Annotated in this window: 13 protein-coding genes; 11 read left to right on the forward strand and 2 right to left on the reverse strand. The window is 43.0% G+C overall.

Going from position 1 to position 17580, the window contains the following annotated elements:
* Positions 1–30 precede the first annotated feature (30 nt).
* Positions 31–867 carry a phosphoenolpyruvate hydrolase family protein gene (locus MKY63_RS12705; protein WP_036678527.1) on the forward strand — a complete coding sequence of 279 codons (837 nt, stop codon included), beginning with the start codon at positions 31–33 and terminating at the stop codon, positions 865–867.
* A gap of 130 nt (positions 868–997) precedes the next feature.
* Here the strand turns inward: MKY63_RS12705 and MKY63_RS12710 are convergent, their stop codons facing one another.
* On the reverse strand, positions 998–1786 hold the full coding sequence (locus MKY63_RS12710; protein ID WP_036678530.1) for an alpha/beta hydrolase family protein: 789 nt from the start codon (positions 1784–1786) through the stop codon (positions 998–1000).
* Positions 1787–1974: 188 nt separating this feature from the next.
* Here MKY63_RS12710 and MKY63_RS12715 point away from each other — a divergent pair, with 188 nt between their 5' ends.
* Genes MKY63_RS12715 through MKY63_RS12725 form a run of 3 tightly spaced genes read left to right on the forward strand, consistent with a single transcriptional unit; the run spans position 1975 to position 4904 of the window.
* The gene (locus MKY63_RS12715) at positions 1975–2565 is read left to right on the forward strand and encodes a type II secretion system protein (protein ID WP_036678533.1); all 591 of its coding nucleotides are present in this window, start codon (positions 1975–1977) and stop codon (positions 2563–2565) included.
* A complete protein-coding gene (locus tag MKY63_RS12720) occupies positions 2549–3094 on the forward strand; it encodes a prepilin-type N-terminal cleavage/methylation domain-containing protein (RefSeq protein ID WP_051491026.1) in 546 nt (181 codons plus the stop codon). The genes MKY63_RS12715 and MKY63_RS12720 overlap by 17 nt, the downstream gene beginning before the upstream one ends.
* A gap of 13 nt (positions 3095–3107) precedes the next feature.
* A complete protein-coding gene (locus MKY63_RS12725) occupies positions 3108–4904 on the forward strand; it encodes a hypothetical protein (protein WP_339813134.1) in 1797 nt (598 codons plus the stop codon).
* 70 nt (positions 4905–4974) lie between these two features.
* Here MKY63_RS12725 and MKY63_RS12730 read toward each other — a convergent pair whose 3' ends face one another.
* Positions 4975–9414 carry a DUF5057 domain-containing protein gene (locus MKY63_RS12730; protein ID WP_051491027.1) on the reverse strand — a complete coding sequence of 1480 codons (4440 nt, stop codon included), beginning with the start codon at positions 9412–9414 and terminating at the stop codon, positions 4975–4977.
* A 364-nt stretch (positions 9415–9778) separates the two neighbouring features.
* On the opposite strand from MKY63_RS12730, the gene MKY63_RS12735 reads away from it, so the two are divergent.
* The 7 genes from MKY63_RS12735 (at position 9779) to pilO (ending at position 17477) form a co-directional block, all read left to right on the forward strand.
* Positions 9779–11443 (forward strand): ATPase, T2SS/T4P/T4SS family, encoded by a 1665-nt coding sequence (locus tag MKY63_RS12735; protein ID WP_036678538.1) that lies wholly within the window; start codon positions 9779–9781, stop codon positions 11441–11443.
* 43 nt (positions 11444–11486) lie between these two features.
* Positions 11487–12536, forward strand: coding sequence for a type IV pilus twitching motility protein PilT (locus MKY63_RS12740; RefSeq protein WP_036678541.1), 1050 nt, complete (start codon positions 11487–11489; stop codon positions 12534–12536).
* Positions 12536–13741: a type II secretion system F family protein gene (locus tag MKY63_RS12745; protein ID WP_036678542.1), complete on the forward strand. Its 1206-nt coding sequence runs from the start codon at positions 12536–12538 to the stop codon at positions 13739–13741. The genes MKY63_RS12740 and MKY63_RS12745 overlap by 1 nt, the downstream gene beginning before the upstream one ends.
* 189 nt (positions 13742–13930) lie before the next feature.
* Positions 13931–14404, forward strand: coding sequence for a type II secretion system protein (locus MKY63_RS12750; RefSeq protein ID WP_051491028.1), 474 nt, complete (start codon positions 13931–13933; stop codon positions 14402–14404).
* A gap of 117 nt (positions 14405–14521) precedes the next feature.
* Positions 14522–15271, forward strand: coding sequence for an A24 family peptidase (locus tag MKY63_RS12755; protein ID WP_036678545.1), 750 nt, complete (start codon positions 14522–14524; stop codon positions 15269–15271).
* 15 nt (positions 15272–15286) lie between these two features.
* A complete protein-coding gene (gene pilM, locus MKY63_RS12760) occupies positions 15287–16888 on the forward strand; it encodes a pilus assembly protein PilM (RefSeq protein WP_036678547.1) in 1602 nt (533 codons plus the stop codon).
* On the forward strand, positions 16872–17477 hold the full coding sequence (gene pilO, locus MKY63_RS12765; RefSeq protein ID WP_036678550.1) for a type 4a pilus biogenesis protein PilO: 606 nt from the start codon (positions 16872–16874) through the stop codon (positions 17475–17477). The genes pilM and pilO overlap by 17 nt, the downstream gene beginning before the upstream one ends.
* Positions 17478–17580 lie beyond the last annotated feature (103 nt).

Below are 17580 nucleotides of genomic sequence, written 5' to 3' on the forward strand. Positions count from 1 at the left end.
TAAATAAATATTTAAATGGAGGCGTTACACATGAACAAAAATACAAGAACTGAAATCATGGCGAAGTTTAGGGAAGAAGTGGCAAATGGAAAGATTCTTTTAGGCGTGGGAGCCGGCACAGGAATTACTGCGAAAAGCAGTGAAGCTGGCGGAGCAGATATGCTGATTGTTTATAATTCAGGAAGATACAGAATGGCAGGCCGTGGATCACTGGCGGGGTTATTATCTTATGGGGATGCCAACCAAATAGTAGTCGAAATGGGCTCTGAGGTATTGCCTGTTGTAAAAAACACCCCTGTATTGGCAGGCGTATGCGGAACAGATCCATTTAGAGTAATGGCGGTTTATTTAAAACAACTTAAGGAACAAGGTTTTAGCGGCGTACAAAACTTCCCAACCGTAGGTTTGATCGATGGCGTATTCAGACAGAATCTAGAAGAGACCGGCATGGGATATGGTTTAGAAGTAGATATGATTAGAGCTGCGCATGAATTGGATATGCTCACCACTCCTTATGTATTTGATCCTGAGCAAGCAAAAGCTATGGCAGAAGCGGGCGCAGATATTTTAGTGGCACATATGGGCTTGACTACCAAAGGTACAATTGGAGCTAAGACCGCACTGACATTGGATGATTGTGTAGAAAGAATCGAAGCGATTATTAAAGCAGGGAAAGCAGTAAATCCAGATATTATGGTGATTTGTCACGGTGGACCGATTGCAGAGCCGGAAGATGCGGCGTACGTAATTGAACGGACAGAAGGCATAGATGGATTCTTTGGTGCATCGAGTATTGAAAGATTTGCTGCTGAAAAAGGAATCACAGAACAGACTGGATTATTTAAAAATATCACCAAACAAGCATAATTGCCTTCGGCGTTCTTATAAGGACGGTAAGCAATTAAGCGAGAAGAACCCTCCGAAGAGGGCAATCTGAGTAGAACAGATATTAAGGTGCAGCTTATGGCTGCATCTTTTTGTGGTCTATTAAGTACAGCTAGTTACTTCTTAAAGGTAGCCATGCCAGCACATCGCGGATTTTGGCATCCCAGTATCCCCATTCATGTGTCCCCGGACCTTCTTCATAGGTTAAAGAAAGTGAGGTTGCCTGGCAGGCATCGCGGAATCTCAAGTTATCGGTATATAGGAAATCTTCTGTGCCACAGCATTGATACAACGCTGGTTTTGGTCCCGTGGAGCGGTTCACTTCCTCAAGCAGCCAAAGAAGGTCTTCCGGCGTTCCAGCGGTATCTTCTTTTCCGAAGATCATTTCGTATTCTTTGCTTTTAGTGGTAGCACCTTCCCCGTTCAAGAAATTATGCGCCATATCAAGTGCTCCAGACAAACTCGCTGCTGCTGCAAAAGATTCCGGTTTACGCAGTCCCAGCTTAATCGCTCCATAACCACCCATCGACAACCCGGCTACAAAGTTCTCCTCGCGTTTATCGGAAAGCGGGAAAAATGAGCGCGCCAGCATCGGCAACTCCTCACTAATGAAGGTCCAATAACGGCCCCCCATGGCCATATCTGTGTAGAAACTGCGGTGCACATTTGGCATTACCACAGCTATCCCCATCTCCGCTACATACCGTTCTATGGAAGTCCGGCGCAGCCAGATCGAATCATCGTCAGACAAGCCATGCAGTAAATACAAAGTAGGGTGAAGATCACCTCTTGTTACATTACTCATCCCGATTTGTGTAGTTGTTTTTTGCGGCAAAATTACAGTCATTGAGGTATTCAAACCTAGTACTTCAGAATAAAATTTGCACTCTATTAAAGCCATTTCATTCATCTCCTCTCTTTCCAAATCATAGCATAGACCAAAAGGGAGAGATATTGTAGAAATATCTGAATTATAAGGGTTTTGAGGATTGCTGTAGCTGGATATGAGAGAATATAATGGAAGTAGAAAATTTAGGAAAAACGTGCAAATACGAAAAGTATTTTCATAGGCGAGAGGCGGAAAGTAGGATGAAACCGGGTCTAAAGCAGGAAAAAGGATTTACATTAATCGAAGTGCTGGCAGCTATTGTAATTTTATCGATAGTTTCACTGGTGCTTACGTCTTACTTTACTAACGCCATGAGTTACTCTAAATCGAACCAGAACAAAACGATTATGGTCAATCTGGCGCGGAATGCACTGTTTTATGTGGAGAAGCAGGATTTTGAGGAAATGAGTAATTTTTTTGTAACAGATCCATTAGAGCATAAGAAGATTGTAGATGCAGGTGGGGAACTGCCCATGATTAGGGCTTCTGAGTGCACGACGAATTTAACGTGTGTTTATAGCAATATTTTTGTAAATGGTGGAGCCTTACCAGATGTATTAAGTCCAGTCGTTAACAACATTAAATATGAGATTAATATTCGTTACCAGTTTCAATTACATCAGGAGATGCAGGATGGAAAGAACAGTGGTGGAGGGGTAGATACCCGCAAGAGCGAGATGGCACCTTATCTTATCCCTGTCGAGGTTGAAGTTAGTGGTAATGGTGGGCCTGGTGGAACAGCTTATACTACGGTGGTGGAGGGATATATTACGGATGAGAAGATTCGCTGACCGCCTAAAATACCAGCAGGGCTTCACACTGATTGAGATGATCGCCGCGATTACCCTCTTCGCTTTGGTTGCAGGAATGATTTCTATGGTGATGATGTTCGGTTTTCGCAGCTATCATAAAATAACGATTGAGAACTCACTTCGTGAGGAAGCAGATTTGATTATGTCATCTATCATTAATGAATTATATGTATTTGGGCCTACTAGAGTGGAGAATACGACAGATGGATTGAATTTGATAAAGGATTCAGATGGTGTGATATCTACGCGAACTATTCAATTTGTTACTTCTGAGGGCGGGGAAGGTGGCATTACTACACTTACCATTAATAGTGTCATAAACGATCCTCGTACCTCAATTCATTCTGATCTTTCTGGTTCTACGGTTGTTTCTACCAATTCTAATGGTACGGGTTGCAATGTTAATGTATCTTGTAGAAGCGGACTAGTCGATATAAAACTACTTCTAACTCAGCATTACGATGGAAGGACATATGATATGGAGATGGTGAGCAAATTTGGTTTTTAGGAGGAATCACACAATGACAGGACAATCATCACGGTCTACCCGCGTCAGAATAGCTCATACTAGTTTGCAATGCTTAAAGGAAGAGAGAGGCTCGGCACTTGTACTGGTCATGTTCATTGTACTGATTCTTACTATTCTCGGTCTGAGTGTACTTAGTGCTACAGTGGGCGGTGCACAACGGACGGAGACGCGTAAAAATGATGTGCAAAGTCTACACTTAGCTGAAAAAACGCTTGATGAGGCTGTGGCGTATATTACATCGAGCTTAAATAAAAAGATAGAAAGTAATGTAGATATGAGTCAAGAAGACTTGGATCAGTCTATAAAGAAGTTTTTAGAAACACTTCCAACCACACTTCCAGACACACTTTCGGCAGGGCTTAAAACAAGTACTGGTTTGGCAAACGCAAGTGGGAAGATAAATGGAGTTACATATGCAATAGAGGGAACGATTGGAACTGGAAAGTTGGTCCAATACATAGTTACTATCAACTCGGAGGCTGAAGTTAACGGGGTCAAGCGTAACCTTAAGCAAAGGGTGTTTATAGATACTTTCCCGGATTTTCTTAAATACACCATAGGGTCAGAAAAGAATCTTACGATTAATGGAGCACCTTTAATTATTGGGAATATTTACGCAGGAGATACACTGATTATCAGCGACAAGGCTGAGTACACCTATAAGAAGAAATTCCATACACTTGTATCAAGTCCCTTTGAAATAGATGGTGAGGCGCATGTTCAATCTCTTGATAAGCTGATATATCGAGAGGAAGGCAAAAGTGAGTTGAAGGCTTCTGAAATTACTAAAGCAACCTCTATGACAGGAAAAATCCCTCAAGATAAGGTGGGAATTAGAAACCGTCGAACGTTTGTAGAAGTTAATGTTGAGGGTTCATTTGTGGATAAAGTAGCGGAAGCAATAGGGGCGGGGGCTGACAGAACTACGATTAGGAATAAGCTTGCTGAAGGCGAACTAGCATCTTATTTAGCAGGTATGAATCTTTATAATTTTGATGCTATTGACCAGGTTGACTTGATCAAACCAGTTCTTATGGATGATTCGCTTGAGGCTCAGGAGGACTTTGTTGAGGAGATGGGGGAATACAATGAAAAAGTAAACATTATAAAGCATCCAACCAAATCAGTTATTTATAAAGGAGATTTGGATCTGGACGGCAGTGGTGACTTTCCGGGTATTTTATATTTAGTAAATGACAAAAACTCAACATTATCTCGTAAGTGGTTCATTGTAGACGGAAATCTAATCATTGATAATTACGGTAATGAAAAACCAGTGCAGATAAGTGCTAATATTTTGGTGACTGGAAAGGTGGAAATTCGGGGGAACGTTCTAATTGATTCCACTATGTTTGTATTTAAAGAACCCTCGACAATTAATGGAATTCCCGAACATACTACATTGGTGGAAGATGCAACACTTCAAGGCTTGGATGGTAAGGAACTAGTATTGATCTCCCGTGGGCCAATACTTATTAATCGATTGGCTGCCTTCAGTAACACTCCTACTAAGTTAGATGCTTTTTTCTATACAGACTCGGATGCAGATTTATATGGTGTAGGATCTATTTTCTCGCTTAGTGGAGGATTCTTTGCAAAGGGGAATCTTACTATAAATGCTGTACGGGGAACAGCTGTAGGGAAAGATAATGATATTGTAATAGACAACAACAGCAATTTGATCCGGTTTAAGGCAGTTTATAACGATCAGATCTTTGAGGATCAGAAGGCCGGACTTCCCCGTGTCAAGACAGTGAATATTAGCGTAGAAGACATGCAATTGGAGTAGCAAATGATATAAATGTGGAATATAAAACCCCCGAGTCGCAGTATCTTTGCGACTCGGGGGTTTTGCCTTTTTAGTAACGATCTTCGTTCTCTACAATTACCTCTACAGAGGCTTGGATTTTAGGGTCTTCAATATACGAAACAGTAATAGTGGCTTTCCCTTTCTTTAGACCGGTTATTTTACCATCTGCTGAAACCGTTAGGATGGCTGTGTTGCTGCTTGTCCAGAGGAGTTTATCTTTAAAGTCATTTTTGATTAAGCTTTCTGGCCAAAGTACAAGACCGTTATTAAATAAATCTCTGGAATTATCCGGCCCAACTCCTATTTTGAATGGAGCGGGTAATGATAGGTTAGTTAATTTAACACCAATTGCTATTTCTTTAAAGGCTTCAATAACAGGGGAGGATCCTTTTACAATCACTTTGACCTTGACTGATTTGGTAAACACGTTGCCTTTTAACTTTATAGTTTTGTTATCAGGGGTAGGTACGTATGTTGCATAATTACTTCCATCCCCTTCCAGGCTCCATACGTATTCAACCGGATCGGAATTCTCTACAGGTTGAACGACAGACACATTTAACGGAATTTCGCTTCCAATATTCACAAAAGAATCGCCGTTAATCCTTATCTCACGAACAGGATTAGTAATTTTAATTGTAAGTTCTTCAGTATCGGCTCCATCAGGCTTTCGGGTTGTGTTCACCGTAGCTACAATAGTCACAAATCCAGATCGTTTAGCCTGCAAGGTGGCGTTACTTCCGATGTATGGATCAGGATTCTTGGTTATCGTTGCATCGGCTGAATTAGATCCTGGCTTGATGGACCATTCGTAGCCGGTTATCGTTTCTTCAAAGGGCTCATAGCTCGCTTCGAAGGAAACTTTCTCGCCGACTATAGCGTGATCTGCTCCCTTAATAGTTAAATCAGGTGAAACGACAGTTACTATTGCAGTGGTAGAAACCTTACTTCCATCGTTTCTTATATCTCTTGCCGTAATTACTAGTGTTGCTGCTCCGGCTCTCAAACCTGTAATGACCCCTGTCTCTGTAACTGATACAACATCTGGCTGCATCGACAACCAAATTACTTCTTTATTGTTTGCATCTTCAGGCGTTATGACCGGTAGAAGTTTCAGCTCACTACCTACCCGAATCCGAGTATCTTGAAGTTGAATGTTCGCTACTTTAACGATCGCTTCAAAGGAGATCGGCGAGAAGCTTATTGTTACCCGGTCCCGTATGACTGGTGTCGGATTCGGTAAATTCCCAGTGAATGAAGATAGCTCAATACTGTGCCCACCATTATATGGAGAAATGGATTTTCCGATTACCGAGCCAACAATATCACCTGTAAAAGATATATTTGCTAATGGAGCCAGAATTGAACCATAGATTTTGTATCCATGTAGGTTCAATGAAGTAGCTTCATAAAAATTGTATAAAACGTTATTACTGCGCACTCCTTCGAGGGTATTGGAGCCATTGCTGACGGTTACATTTTGTCCAGGAATATTGACAACAGTAGTGGAACTAGGTGGTGTATTAATGTTCAGACTTCTAATATTTCCATTAATTGGTGTTACATAAAAGACGTTAAGGTTAGGATCGATTCCTTTTAGAGTGATGGTATGCTCCGGACCTGTTGGTTTGGCAGTCTCGGGTAATGCTGCATACGATAATGAGCGATTTTTCAGGCCTTTCGCAACCTCAGCGAAATTAATGAACTTATCTTTATGCATGGTTTGGTTGAGGAGATAATCTGGAGCAGTTATACTACCTCCGTAATAAGCCATCCCATTCAGTGTACCGCCATTTAAGGTCAGATTTCCTCCTGCCACAATAGTCGCAGTAGTATCGGTATTTATTAATGATTTCCCTACACCAAAAGAACTGATGTGTATATTCCCACCTGCTGCAATGCGCCAGTTATTGGTGAATCCAAAGTTTCGAAAATCAATGTTCTCTAGCATAAAGATTGAATAATCATTAGCTATGCCGAGTGAAGTAATTGGAGCATTGGAACCAGGAAATGTAAGCATCTCAGCATGGATATCCTCATAAGTAATCTTTGAATTATCTAGCAGGTATAACTTCTTTTCCTGCGGAACTGCTGTAAGACTAAAAGTGATAGTAGTACTGTTTTCTGGCGTATAAGATTTGACGTTGTTACTCTCTGTTAACTTGTAAGTGATGTTTCCTAGATTTTTTCTTAAAGTATATCCTGTGCTTAAAGTACCGCTCTTGGTCATACCATCCGGGAGAGGTTCGCTAAATTCCAAATTCGGAGGAAACTGTTCTTCAAACTGAACGTCTGAAATTACTAGGTTATTAATTCCTTGTTCACCGGGATCAACAGCAAGATAGGGAACAGAGTTTGGCGTTACAGTGTACGTAAATATAATCGGCTTACCCTTCTCAACAGTAGTGGAAGGCTGTGTACGTTGAATCGTGAGGTTCGAATCGATCTTTTGTACAGTCACGTTTACGATTTTAGTTGAGAGAGCGCCTTGTTTGTCCCAAGCAGTAATCTCGATTTGAAGATTTCCACCTGCAGGGAGAGGGTTGTTAAAAGTCTGAGTAACTGTCTCTCCAGATAAAATTGCCTTCTCGTTCATTATGTAGCCGGCAATTACATTGTCGTTTTGTTTAAACTTTACACTGGTAAAGAGGTTCTTGTCCTTCAAATCCCAGTCATCGACTGTGTAACTGACGACCAGTTGGTTCTGATACGAAGGCTTTATGCTGTTGTCAGAGGGTGTGTGCACTGTGATTTCTGGAGCATGATTAGCACCTGTAAATGCACGGTACATCGTATTTACGAACAACTTTTGTTCCCACTTTGGAAAAGACGTTGCTTCAGTTTTTTTATAAGACGTTCCAATGATATGTCCGGTTCCTGAGTAAGTTACATTTCCTTTAGAATACGTATAGTAATGGTTCCAGCTATCATTGCTATCTCGGTTACTACCAGTGATATTGTACCAAGGGGTCACTGAGGGGTCCTCTAAGTCAAGGGTGAAATATTGATTATGTGTACTGGCTACAGTATTCCTACCATCTTGAACACTTAAATTAAAAGGATATTGTGTGAGTAACCCATCATTCACAGGAGTAATAGATGTTGATGTGCTTGGAGCATTTAATCCCAAGTTGGTCTGAGGGGTGGTTTGACCGGTAATTCCTTGGAACTTCTTCGTCCATTGGCTGCTATTGTTGTTGCTGGTATTAATATAAATAGTATCGTGAGTGAACATGGCAGATTGTTTAGTTTCATTTATGAATTTTAATACGGCATCCGCCGAAAGTTCGTTAATTGGAGCTTTTTCATTGTATATATCCCGGAATCCAAATAGGAGCATGTCGTATGTGCCATTCAAACCGTATTTTGGTGTAGAACTTTCCTTATTCTTAATGTAATCGTTGAATTGAGTCATTGTTTTTGTATCGATAACCAGTTCGTAGTCTTTGTCTAGGCTATTTAGAAAACTGGAATCCATAACTAATTCATTATTAATGAGTTGGCTGTCATTATTTCCATCAGGTAATATCTGCAATACATTAACCATCGTCTTCTTACCCTTAAATTGAATAGTGCCGGTAGTGAAATCACTTAGAACCTTTTGATTCAAAGAATCTACTGCCTCTAGCTTCCAATATAATAGACCTGAATAAGTCTTAGGAAGCTTATATTTGATTTCACCGGTTGGCGAAGTGCTCAAGGACGTGGTAGCAACGACTTGATCTTCAGTCATTTTTATGGACTTATCTAAGCCCAGATAGAGCTTAACAAGTATAGGATTCGTTCCTAAATTAACATTTGAAACATTGAACTTGAATGTGAGCTCGTCGCCGGGCGTATAGATCTTGGGCACAGTCGCACCGTATTCGATAATTTGACTCTTGTTAGTGATGTTTAGTTGAGGTCTTTGCTTCATTTTGGACAAATAAGTGGAATTACTTTTTTTCAATTCGGAGATAAAGGCATTTAACTCAGAATCATTGAAGAATAGAACATTGGATTTTGGGGTTAATGCCTGGTATGTATTAAAGGTCTTATATAAAATTCCGTTCTGTGTTGGAGCTGAGAAGGGCTGCTTGTGGAAAATTACATACAACCCCTTATTAATAAAATAATCGGTGATTTCTTTCGCTTTTAAATTAGTTATGTCATTCATAACTGCTTTGGTATTATGATCTTTTCCGGAGACCCCACTTGTACTGTAAGTTCCCTTCCCGATATATACTGCATCATATCTCCCGTCCAGATCATCCCGCAGCGCCACAAAGCGCTTCATACTCATCGTGTCAATGGTAAGGTTAGATATTCCCGTTTTTAGAGACGCAAGCTCACTAACCCCATTCTCCGTAACCTCCAGCATACGAATTTGGTATTCATTTGAACTGGCATCGACATTCATAAAGTGATTTTTGATCGGCAGAACAAGCAGAAGGAGAAGCAGGGTAGTTACTGTAAAAATAAAAACTTTTTTGTTGCTGGCAAGTTTCATTGTCATCTCTCCCTGATTGTTAACTATTGGCAGATATGGTCGTATTCCGTCTCGTATATGCTAGATTCCGACAGCCTTTTTCATTCCGTGTCGTTGTAAAATTATCCAATCTATGTTATATACATTCTAGGACATTCAGCATTGATAGACAACATAAATCTATTGAAATATACCTATTAAATTATAACTAAAGTCCTAGTTAGATTGAAAAATACTCAAAATTGACAAATTTATGGAAGGCGTATTTATGGTAATTATATCTTTCGTTTTCGAGCGAATTTTGCTGGGATTTTGATTTCTATTTTTATAAAAAATATCCATTATTTCAGCCGGCATAAATAACGGCATACGGAGATGAATAGACTTGGCTATCGCAAAAAAGAGACTGGGCGACTTGCTGGTAGAAAATAATATTATTTCGCAGGACCAGTTGCTTGAGGCTCTCGCGGAACAGCGTAAGAGCAAACGTAAGCTCGGCGATCTGCTAATCTCTCAAGGCTATATTACGGAGCAGCAGTTGATTGAAGTGCTTGAATTTCAACTCGGCATCCCGCATGTCAGTTTATTTAAATACCAGATAGATCCCGCAATCACGCAGATAATCCCTGAAAGTATGGCTAAGCGATATCAGGTGCTTCCATTCTTAAAAGAGGGCGGCAAGCTGATGGTTGCGATGGCGGACCCGCTGGATTATTTTGCGATAGAAGATTTACGTATGAGTACTGGCTTCCGGATCGAACCCGCTATTTCTACGAGAGATGAGCTGCAGCGGGCGATTGCGCGTCACTATGGCATGCGCGATTCTATGAATCAGATGCTGGTAGAACTCCCGACACAGGAAGAAATAGAAGAGACAGAGATTACAGATGAGGACTCCCCAATCGTACGTTTAGTCAACCAGATGATTCAGCAGGCAGTTGCTCTGCGGGCGTCTGATATACATATGGATCCAGGTGAAAATAATTTAACCATCCGCTACCGCATTGACGGAACCTTACGGACAGAGCGGATTATTCCTAAGCAGATGCAGGGCTTTATCACCGCCCGTCTGAAAATAATGGCCCGCCTGAATATTGCAGAACGGCGTTTGCCGCAGGACGGGCGGATCAAAATGCAGTTCGATTACAAAATGGTAGATATTCGTGTGTCTTCATTACCAACGATGCACGGAGAGAAGATTGTGCTGCGGCTGCTAGATTTAAGCACAGGGGTCAAATCCATAGATGCTTTGGGATTCAGTGAGGGGAATGCAGAAGCTTTTAAGGAGATGATAGCTCGTCCTTATGGGATTTTGCTGATCACAGGACCTACCGGTAGCGGAAAAACAACAACTTTATATTCAGCGTTGAATCAACTTAATGTAGAAAGCGCAAATATTATCACAGTCGAAGATCCAGTGGAATACCAGCTTGAAGGAGTAAATCAGGTGCACGTAAACTCGGCTATTGGACTAACCTTTGCAGCTGGGCTGCGTTCGATTCTTCGACAAGATCCGAATATCGTAATGGTTGGTGAAATACGGGATGCGGAAACTGCAGAAATTGCTGTTCGCGCCTCATTAACGGGTCATCTAGTGTTGTCTACTTTACATACAAACGATGCGATTAGCTCCGTCTCCCGACTGCGGGATATGGGGGTAGAACCTTATTTGATCGCTTCTTCGCTGATTGGTGTGGTAGCACAGCGGCTGGTGCGCAAAATCTGCACTGACTGCAAAGAAACCTACAAACCATCTGAACAGGAAGCAATTATGCTACGTAGCTTAGGACTACCTACGGAAGAATTACAGCGTGGACGCGGCTGTGGTAGCTGTAACAATTCTGGCTATCGTGGACGAATAGCGATTCATGAAGTACTCAGTATTGATGATCACTTACGGCAGCTCATAACAAACACTGCCTCAGTAGAAGAACTGCGTGCAGCAGGTAAAGCGCGTGGGCTTGTTCAACTGATGGATGACGGACTGCTCAAGGTCAGTCAAGGAATTACAACGCTTCAAGAAGTCATGCGCGAGACGGTCTCACATTAGAGGTTAACAGGGATTTAGCATTCTGACTTAGGGGGAGCGGCTAATGCCAACGTATACGCGGGATATTAGACAACTATTACAAACGGCTTACTCCTCCAAAGCTTCTGACTTACATATTTCCGTAGGATCACCGCCGGTTATTCGGATGGATGGAAAGCTGCACTCGCTTGAGGGTGAATCCGTGGCTGCTGAAGAAGCGGCAGATATGGCCAAAACGCTACTTGGTAATGAACGTTTTGAAGCATTTCGGAATGCGGGCGAGTTAGATTTTTCATATCCGCTTGATGGTGGGGTAAGATTCCGGGTGAACGTTTATCGTCAGCGGGGCGAGGTTAGTATCGCCGCCCGGGCCATTCCTGCAGAGATTCCGAGTCTGGAACAGTTGTCGATGCCTTCGATTTTAACTACTTTATCGCTTAAGCCACAAGGTCTAATTTTGGTTACAGGACCCACAGGCAGCGGCAAATCTTCTACGCTTGCAGCTATGCTGAATTATATTAACCAGACGGAGAGCAAACATATAGTGACTCTGGAAGATCCGATAGAATTTCTACATAACCATGGAACCTGTCTAGTGGATCAACGTGAAGTGGGCTGCGATACCGCAAGTTTTGCTAATGGATTACGTGCTGCCTTACGTCAGGATCCGGATGTCATTCTCGTTGGTGAGATGCGGGATTTGGAGACCATTTCAGCAGCAGTTACGGCCGCAGAAACAGGTCATCTTGTGATGGCTACCTTACATACAACAGATGCACCACAGACGATTGACCGAATTATCGACGCTTTTCCGGGACATCAGCAGGGACAGATTCGTTCACAATTAGCATCAGTGCTGCTGGCAGTAGTCAGTCAGCGGTTGTTCCCAAGGGCTGGAGGTCGGGGGCGTTTATGCGCTACGGAAATTTTGCTCAATACACCAGCCGTAGCCAATCTTATTCGTACCGAAAAAACACATCAGATCAAAAATGTGATGCAAACGGGACGCTCACAAGGCATGCACACATTGGACATGAGCATCCGTGACTATTTATCGCAGGGGCTTATTGATCCAACAGCAGCTAAGGCGTTTATGGCGGAGGTGAGCAGCTGATGCCTCTTTTTGAATATCAGGTGAAGACATCCGCAGGCAAATCTATCAAAGGGAAACTAACGGCAACCGATAAACCTACGGCGATGGAGGAGCTACGCAAGCGGGGACTTACGGTATTTTCACTGATTGAGCGCAAAACCACGATTTTATCGATGGACATTTATATTGGTAATCCCGTTAAGCCGCTTCATTTCATCATTTATTGCAGGCAGTTTGCCACGCTTATGCGGGCGGGGGTATCGATTGTGGATGCAACGCGTATTTTGGCAGAGCAGACCGAGAGTAAGCCACTGCGCAAAGCGTTAGTAGATGTTAATTCCAGCCTGATGCGCGGGATATCGTTCTCACAAGCCGTTCAGGATCATAAAAAAATCTTCCCGCAGCTATTTGTCAGCATGATCCGTGCCGGTGAGGAATCCGGTGATATTGAGGGGACGTTGGACAGGCTGGCTATGTTTTTTGAGAAACAGCACACCACGACAGAGAAGATAAAATCAGCGCTTACGTACCCGATTACCGTAGGGGTTATGGCGATTGCCGCGGTTATCTATCTACTTTGGGCGATTGTGCCGCAGTTTGTAACGATGTTTGAATCGATGGATGCCGAGCTTCCGGCAATTACACAGATGGTCTTGGCACTTAGCAAAAGCATTCAAGGTCAATGGTATTTCTGGATACTCGGAGTACTTCTCCTAGTGATAGCTTTTCAGATTACAAAACGTACGGAAAAGGGTGCTTACGCCCTTGATTATGCCAAGTTAAAAATTCCTGTGTTCGGCAAGCTTAATCAAAAAGGCTCGATTGCTCAGTTTACGCGCACTTTTTCTTCTCTTTATGCCAGCTCTGTACCGATCCTACAGTCCTTGGTGATTGTTGAGGAGGTAGCAGGAAATAAGGTCATCGGGAAATTCATCCGTAGTGCAGGAGATTCGCTGCGACAAGGAAATCCACTATCTGAGCCGCTAAAAAAAGCCTGGGTCTTCCCGCCACTAGTTACACAGATGATCGCGATTGGCGAAGAGACAGGGGCACTCGACACAATGTTGTCCAAGGTAGCTGATTTTTATGAGATGGACGTGGAGAATACCGTCGACCGTCTGAAATCGCTGCTTGAACCATTATTGATCGCTTTTCTAGCTGCTGTTGTAGGTGTCATTGTGGCTGCCATTATGCTGCCAATGTTCAGTCTGTACGGAAATATGTGAACCTCTTGGTTCCTTGTATATTTTGAGAGGGGTGACGCCGGGGAGGCGGGGCAAGATCCACGAACTTACGCTGGCGATTAGACGACGATGGACGAGCTGTTTCCGTAAGCACAAGAAAGATGATGCTGGATTCACTGAAATAAAGGATATAGGTCTTATCATCACACACCACTTAGAGGGGGAAATCAAATGTTAGCACAAGCCATTAAGAGAAGATTAAGCAAAGAGGAAAATCAAAAGGGGTTTACGCTGATCGAGTTGCTGGCGGTTATCGTTATTTTGGGGATTATTGCGGTAATTGCAATACCGATGATTGGTGGAATAATTAATAAATCAAAAACGGATGCAGATTTAGCAACTGCTCGACAGCTTTATGATGCATCTCGTATGTATATTATGGGCGAATTAGATGGAGATTTTAAAGGTAAGACAGTAACTCTTGAAGCACTTAAGGATAAAAAATATATTGATCAGACTCTTGTTTTGCCTAGTACAAAAAAATCATTAAATGGTACAAAAACAACAATAGTATATACTTCGGACGGTGTACTTCAGAAAGTAACATTAGATCCAGTTCCTACGGGTGAGAGTGGTGAATATTCCGCTGATAAGGTGCTTAGTGCAGAGCCAGCAGCGTCACCAACGCCAGCACCAACAAATTGATCTGGTGGCTAATAGGAGTATCTAATTAATCTCTATAAATTCAAACTTACAATCTATCCTAAGGAATCGGACTTCCCGATTCCTTTTTTAAAATCCAGAAGCTAACAGAGGACAACCATGACGATATTTATCGTAAGTTACATCACATTACTGGGTCTGATTCTAGGCTCCTTCTATAACGTAGTGGCGCTACGGGTGCCGGCCAAGGAATCCTTGCTTAATCCGCCGTCACATTGCCCGAACTGCAACACGCGGCTGAAAGCGCGGGATTTGATTCCGGTGGTAAGCTACCTGCTGTCAGGAGGCAAGTGCCGATACTGTGGGACAAGGGTATCGCCATTATATCCGCTTGGAGAAGCGGCAACGGGTTTGCTTTTTCTATGGGTGTATTTGCAATTTGGCCTGACGGGTAAGGGAATCATCGGGTTCATTCTTGTAAGTTTAGCGGTTATCGTGACGGTTGCGGATTTGAAGTACATGCTGATTCCCAACAAGGTATTGTTGTTTTTTTTACCGCTGCTGCTGATTCTTGTACTGCTATTTCCGGATGGACCGATATGGCATCATCTGCTAGGAGCTGTGCTTGGGGGAGGGGTTCTTATCCCTTTTGTTCTATTAGGTGGCATGGGGGCTGGAGATGTGAAGTTATTTGCGCTGCTGGGTTTGGTGATTGGCTTTCCGAATGTGATTTTGGCTTTTTTTGTGGCTTGTTTGCTTGGGAGCGTGGTGGGCGGACTGCTGATGCTGCTCGGTGTAATCAAACGTAAACAGCCGGTACCCTTCGGCCCATGGTTAGCTATAGGAGCTTTAATTAGTTTTGGATATGGCTCACACATCATCGGCGCGTATCTCTCGCTTATCGGATAGGAGGACATTGATCACATGCTTGGATTAGGCCCCAAAGTGGCCGGACTTTCAATTGAAGCTGCCGGAATCCGTTATATTAGTTTTAAGAATAAACAGTCATGGGAAGTCCGTAAAAAACGGTTTCTCCCGCTCCTTCCAGGCATGATCATTGAGAATCAGGTGGCGGATAGCGAGGCGCTTTATGATCGGGTAAGGCAGTGGGTGAAGAAGGAAGGCTTACGGGGCAGTAAGGTTTCTTTGTCCATTCCCCCTTCACAGATCATTATCCGTAAAATGAGTATTCCTAGTACCAACGACAAACAGGTAGAACAACTGGTGAAGCTGGAAGTGGAGACGGGACTGCATTTACCTTTTGAAAATCCTGTCTATGACTATGTAACGCTCGAAGTGGATGAGGAGCAAAGTCACCTGCTCGTATTTGCTGCTCCGCGAAAATCGATTCAGGATTACGTAGAAGTTCTGGAGCGGGCGGGTCTTCGGATAAGCAGTGTCGAAATTTCGGCAACCGCCTTGGCGCGTGCTATAACCACTGGGCACGGGGAGAGCTTTGCGGAGACGATGCTGATTAATATGGAGCCATCGGTAATGGACATTTATATGTTCAGAAACGGGAATCCGGTCTTCATTCGTACGATAAACTTACTTGATCTACATAAAGGAAGAAATTTAGCGGGAATGGATCTTTTGACAGACAGTGAAACCTTGGCAGAAACAGCTGTCGCTGTAGAAGAACATTTATCACCCGAGCAAATGGTTGAAATCACTGCGGAAATCTCCCGTATGCTCAGCTTTTATCAATACAGCTTGCATGACGGTTCCACTCGTATCAACAATTTAGTGATTACGGGCACTCCCTCGATTCGTAAACAACTGGACCTAGAACTCCAGCAGTCCCTAGCTGAACTTGTAATAACACCAATAAGTCTGGAACAGATGGCTAGTGCTGCTGTTTCTGACCCTGAACTAAATGATTACCGCGTAGCTGCCGGGACCGCTCTAAAAAATAGCATCAACACGGATACGATTGATTTATTGCCGAGAGAAGATCGGGAGACGTTGCTATTTCCTTATGTCACGATGGGGCTTGTAGCGATCTGGCTGCTGGGGATGATCGGAACGGGGATTTATTTTTCGGCCAATAAGGGTCAGATTTCTAATGGTAAAGAAGAGCTGCAAGGCCTGCAGGATCGCAGTTTAATGCTCCAAGTAGAGCTCGCGAAGCTTAAAAACAGCGGACCTGGACAGCTAGATCGGAAAGCAGCCATCACAGTGCTTCAGGACAATAAGGTGATTGCAGTCCCTATCTTGGACGAATTAGTGGAGGGATTGCCTAAGGAGGCACTAATCCGTGATATTAACTATACCTACCGGACCTCTATAGATCTGACTGTAAATGTATCCACTATGGAGGATGCTTCCAACTATTTAAGACAACTTCGCCAAATGTCTTTTACGACCGATGCCTCTATTCAAAAGCTTACTGAAGGAGCCGCAGATGCCATTTCATACAATACGTATACGGCTATTTATAAAGTGAACTTAGCAGCGGCTAAGCTTCAAAACAGTGAAACGGATGCCAGCCAAGGGGAGGTGAGCAGCGATGGAACAGATCAATAAGTATCGCTCGCCGATTGTTCTGGGAGTGCTGATTTTGTTCCTGATATTGTTTGCGTTCTATATGCTGGGTGTTCAGCCGACCAATAAGGAAATTTCCGCACAGAGCAGCGAGATCGGTCAGTTGGAAAAGGAAGCAGAAGTCCTCCAAAACAAAATCTATGAGCTGAAGGGCAGCGGCACTGAGGGAGATCTAGAACAGAAGGAATTACTGGGGGAACTCCCAAAGGGCGATGACAGCGAAGGTCTGATTGTTGATTTGCGGGAGGTTAGCACGTCCTCACAAGCGCGGCTAAAGGATCTTAGTTTTGTTATGGATGAGGCTAATCCGATTCAGCAAATGACAGGTTCAGCTGAGGTGTCATTCCCGACGGTCAAACAGATCAAAATGACTGCAGTGGTGGAAGGGACATATTCGGGGATCCGGCAATGGATGGATGAACTACAAGCCTTACCTCGTATTGTGAATGTGGACTCTTTCAATTTTCAGCAATCCTACGAGGATCGTACTAAGAACAATACGGAGAGTATTTTGACTGCTAACGTAGCTTTTACAGCGTATTTTGAGGCCACCGCAGCAGCATCCGATTAGGGTTCTTGTACTACTTTATTTAACTATATTACTCCGCTTTTCCTGTGAATCAGGAGGGTGGAGTTTTTTTATATTTTCAAAAGAGTTGTAATACGTTTTCATT

The sequence above is a fragment of the Paenibacillus sp. FSL R7-0189 genome (assembly GCF_037969925.1).
Classification (GTDB): Bacteria; Bacillota; Bacilli; order Paenibacillales; family Paenibacillaceae; genus Paenibacillus_AQ; species Paenibacillus_AQ odorifer.

What these genes read in the sequence shown, in the direction of transcription:
- MKY63_RS12705 (WP_036678527.1), top strand. Translation starts at nt 31, where the DNA reads ATGAACAAAAATACAAGAACTGAAATCATGGCGAAGTTTAGGGAAGAA.
- MKY63_RS12710 (WP_036678530.1), bottom strand. Translation starts at nt 1,786, where the DNA reads ATGGCTTTAATAGAGTGCAAATTTTATTCTGAAGTACTAGGTTTGAAT.
- MKY63_RS12715 (WP_036678533.1), top strand. Translation starts at nt 1,975, where the DNA reads ATGAAACCGGGTCTAAAGCAGGAAAAAGGATTTACATTAATCGAAGTG.
- MKY63_RS12720 (WP_051491026.1), top strand. Translation starts at nt 2,549, where the DNA reads ATGAGAAGATTCGCTGACCGCCTAAAATACCAGCAGGGCTTCACACTG.
- MKY63_RS12725 (WP_339813134.1), top strand. Translation starts at nt 3,108, where the DNA reads ATGACAGGACAATCATCACGGTCTACCCGCGTCAGAATAGCTCATACT.
- MKY63_RS12730 (WP_051491027.1), bottom strand. Translation starts at nt 9,414, where the DNA reads ATGAAACTTGCCAGCAACAAAAAAGTTTTTATTTTTACAGTAACTACC.
- MKY63_RS12740 (WP_036678541.1), top strand. Translation starts at nt 11,487, where the DNA reads ATGCCAACGTATACGCGGGATATTAGACAACTATTACAAACGGCTTAC.
- MKY63_RS12745 (WP_036678542.1), top strand. Translation starts at nt 12,536, where the DNA reads ATGCCTCTTTTTGAATATCAGGTGAAGACATCCGCAGGCAAATCTATC.
- MKY63_RS12750 (WP_051491028.1), top strand. Translation starts at nt 13,931, where the DNA reads ATGTTAGCACAAGCCATTAAGAGAAGATTAAGCAAAGAGGAAAATCAA.
- MKY63_RS12755 (WP_036678545.1), top strand. Translation starts at nt 14,522, where the DNA reads ATGACGATATTTATCGTAAGTTACATCACATTACTGGGTCTGATTCTA.
- pilM (WP_036678547.1), top strand. Translation starts at nt 15,287, where the DNA reads ATGCTTGGATTAGGCCCCAAAGTGGCCGGACTTTCAATTGAAGCTGCC.
- pilO (WP_036678550.1), top strand. Translation starts at nt 16,872, where the DNA reads ATGGAACAGATCAATAAGTATCGCTCGCCGATTGTTCTGGGAGTGCTG.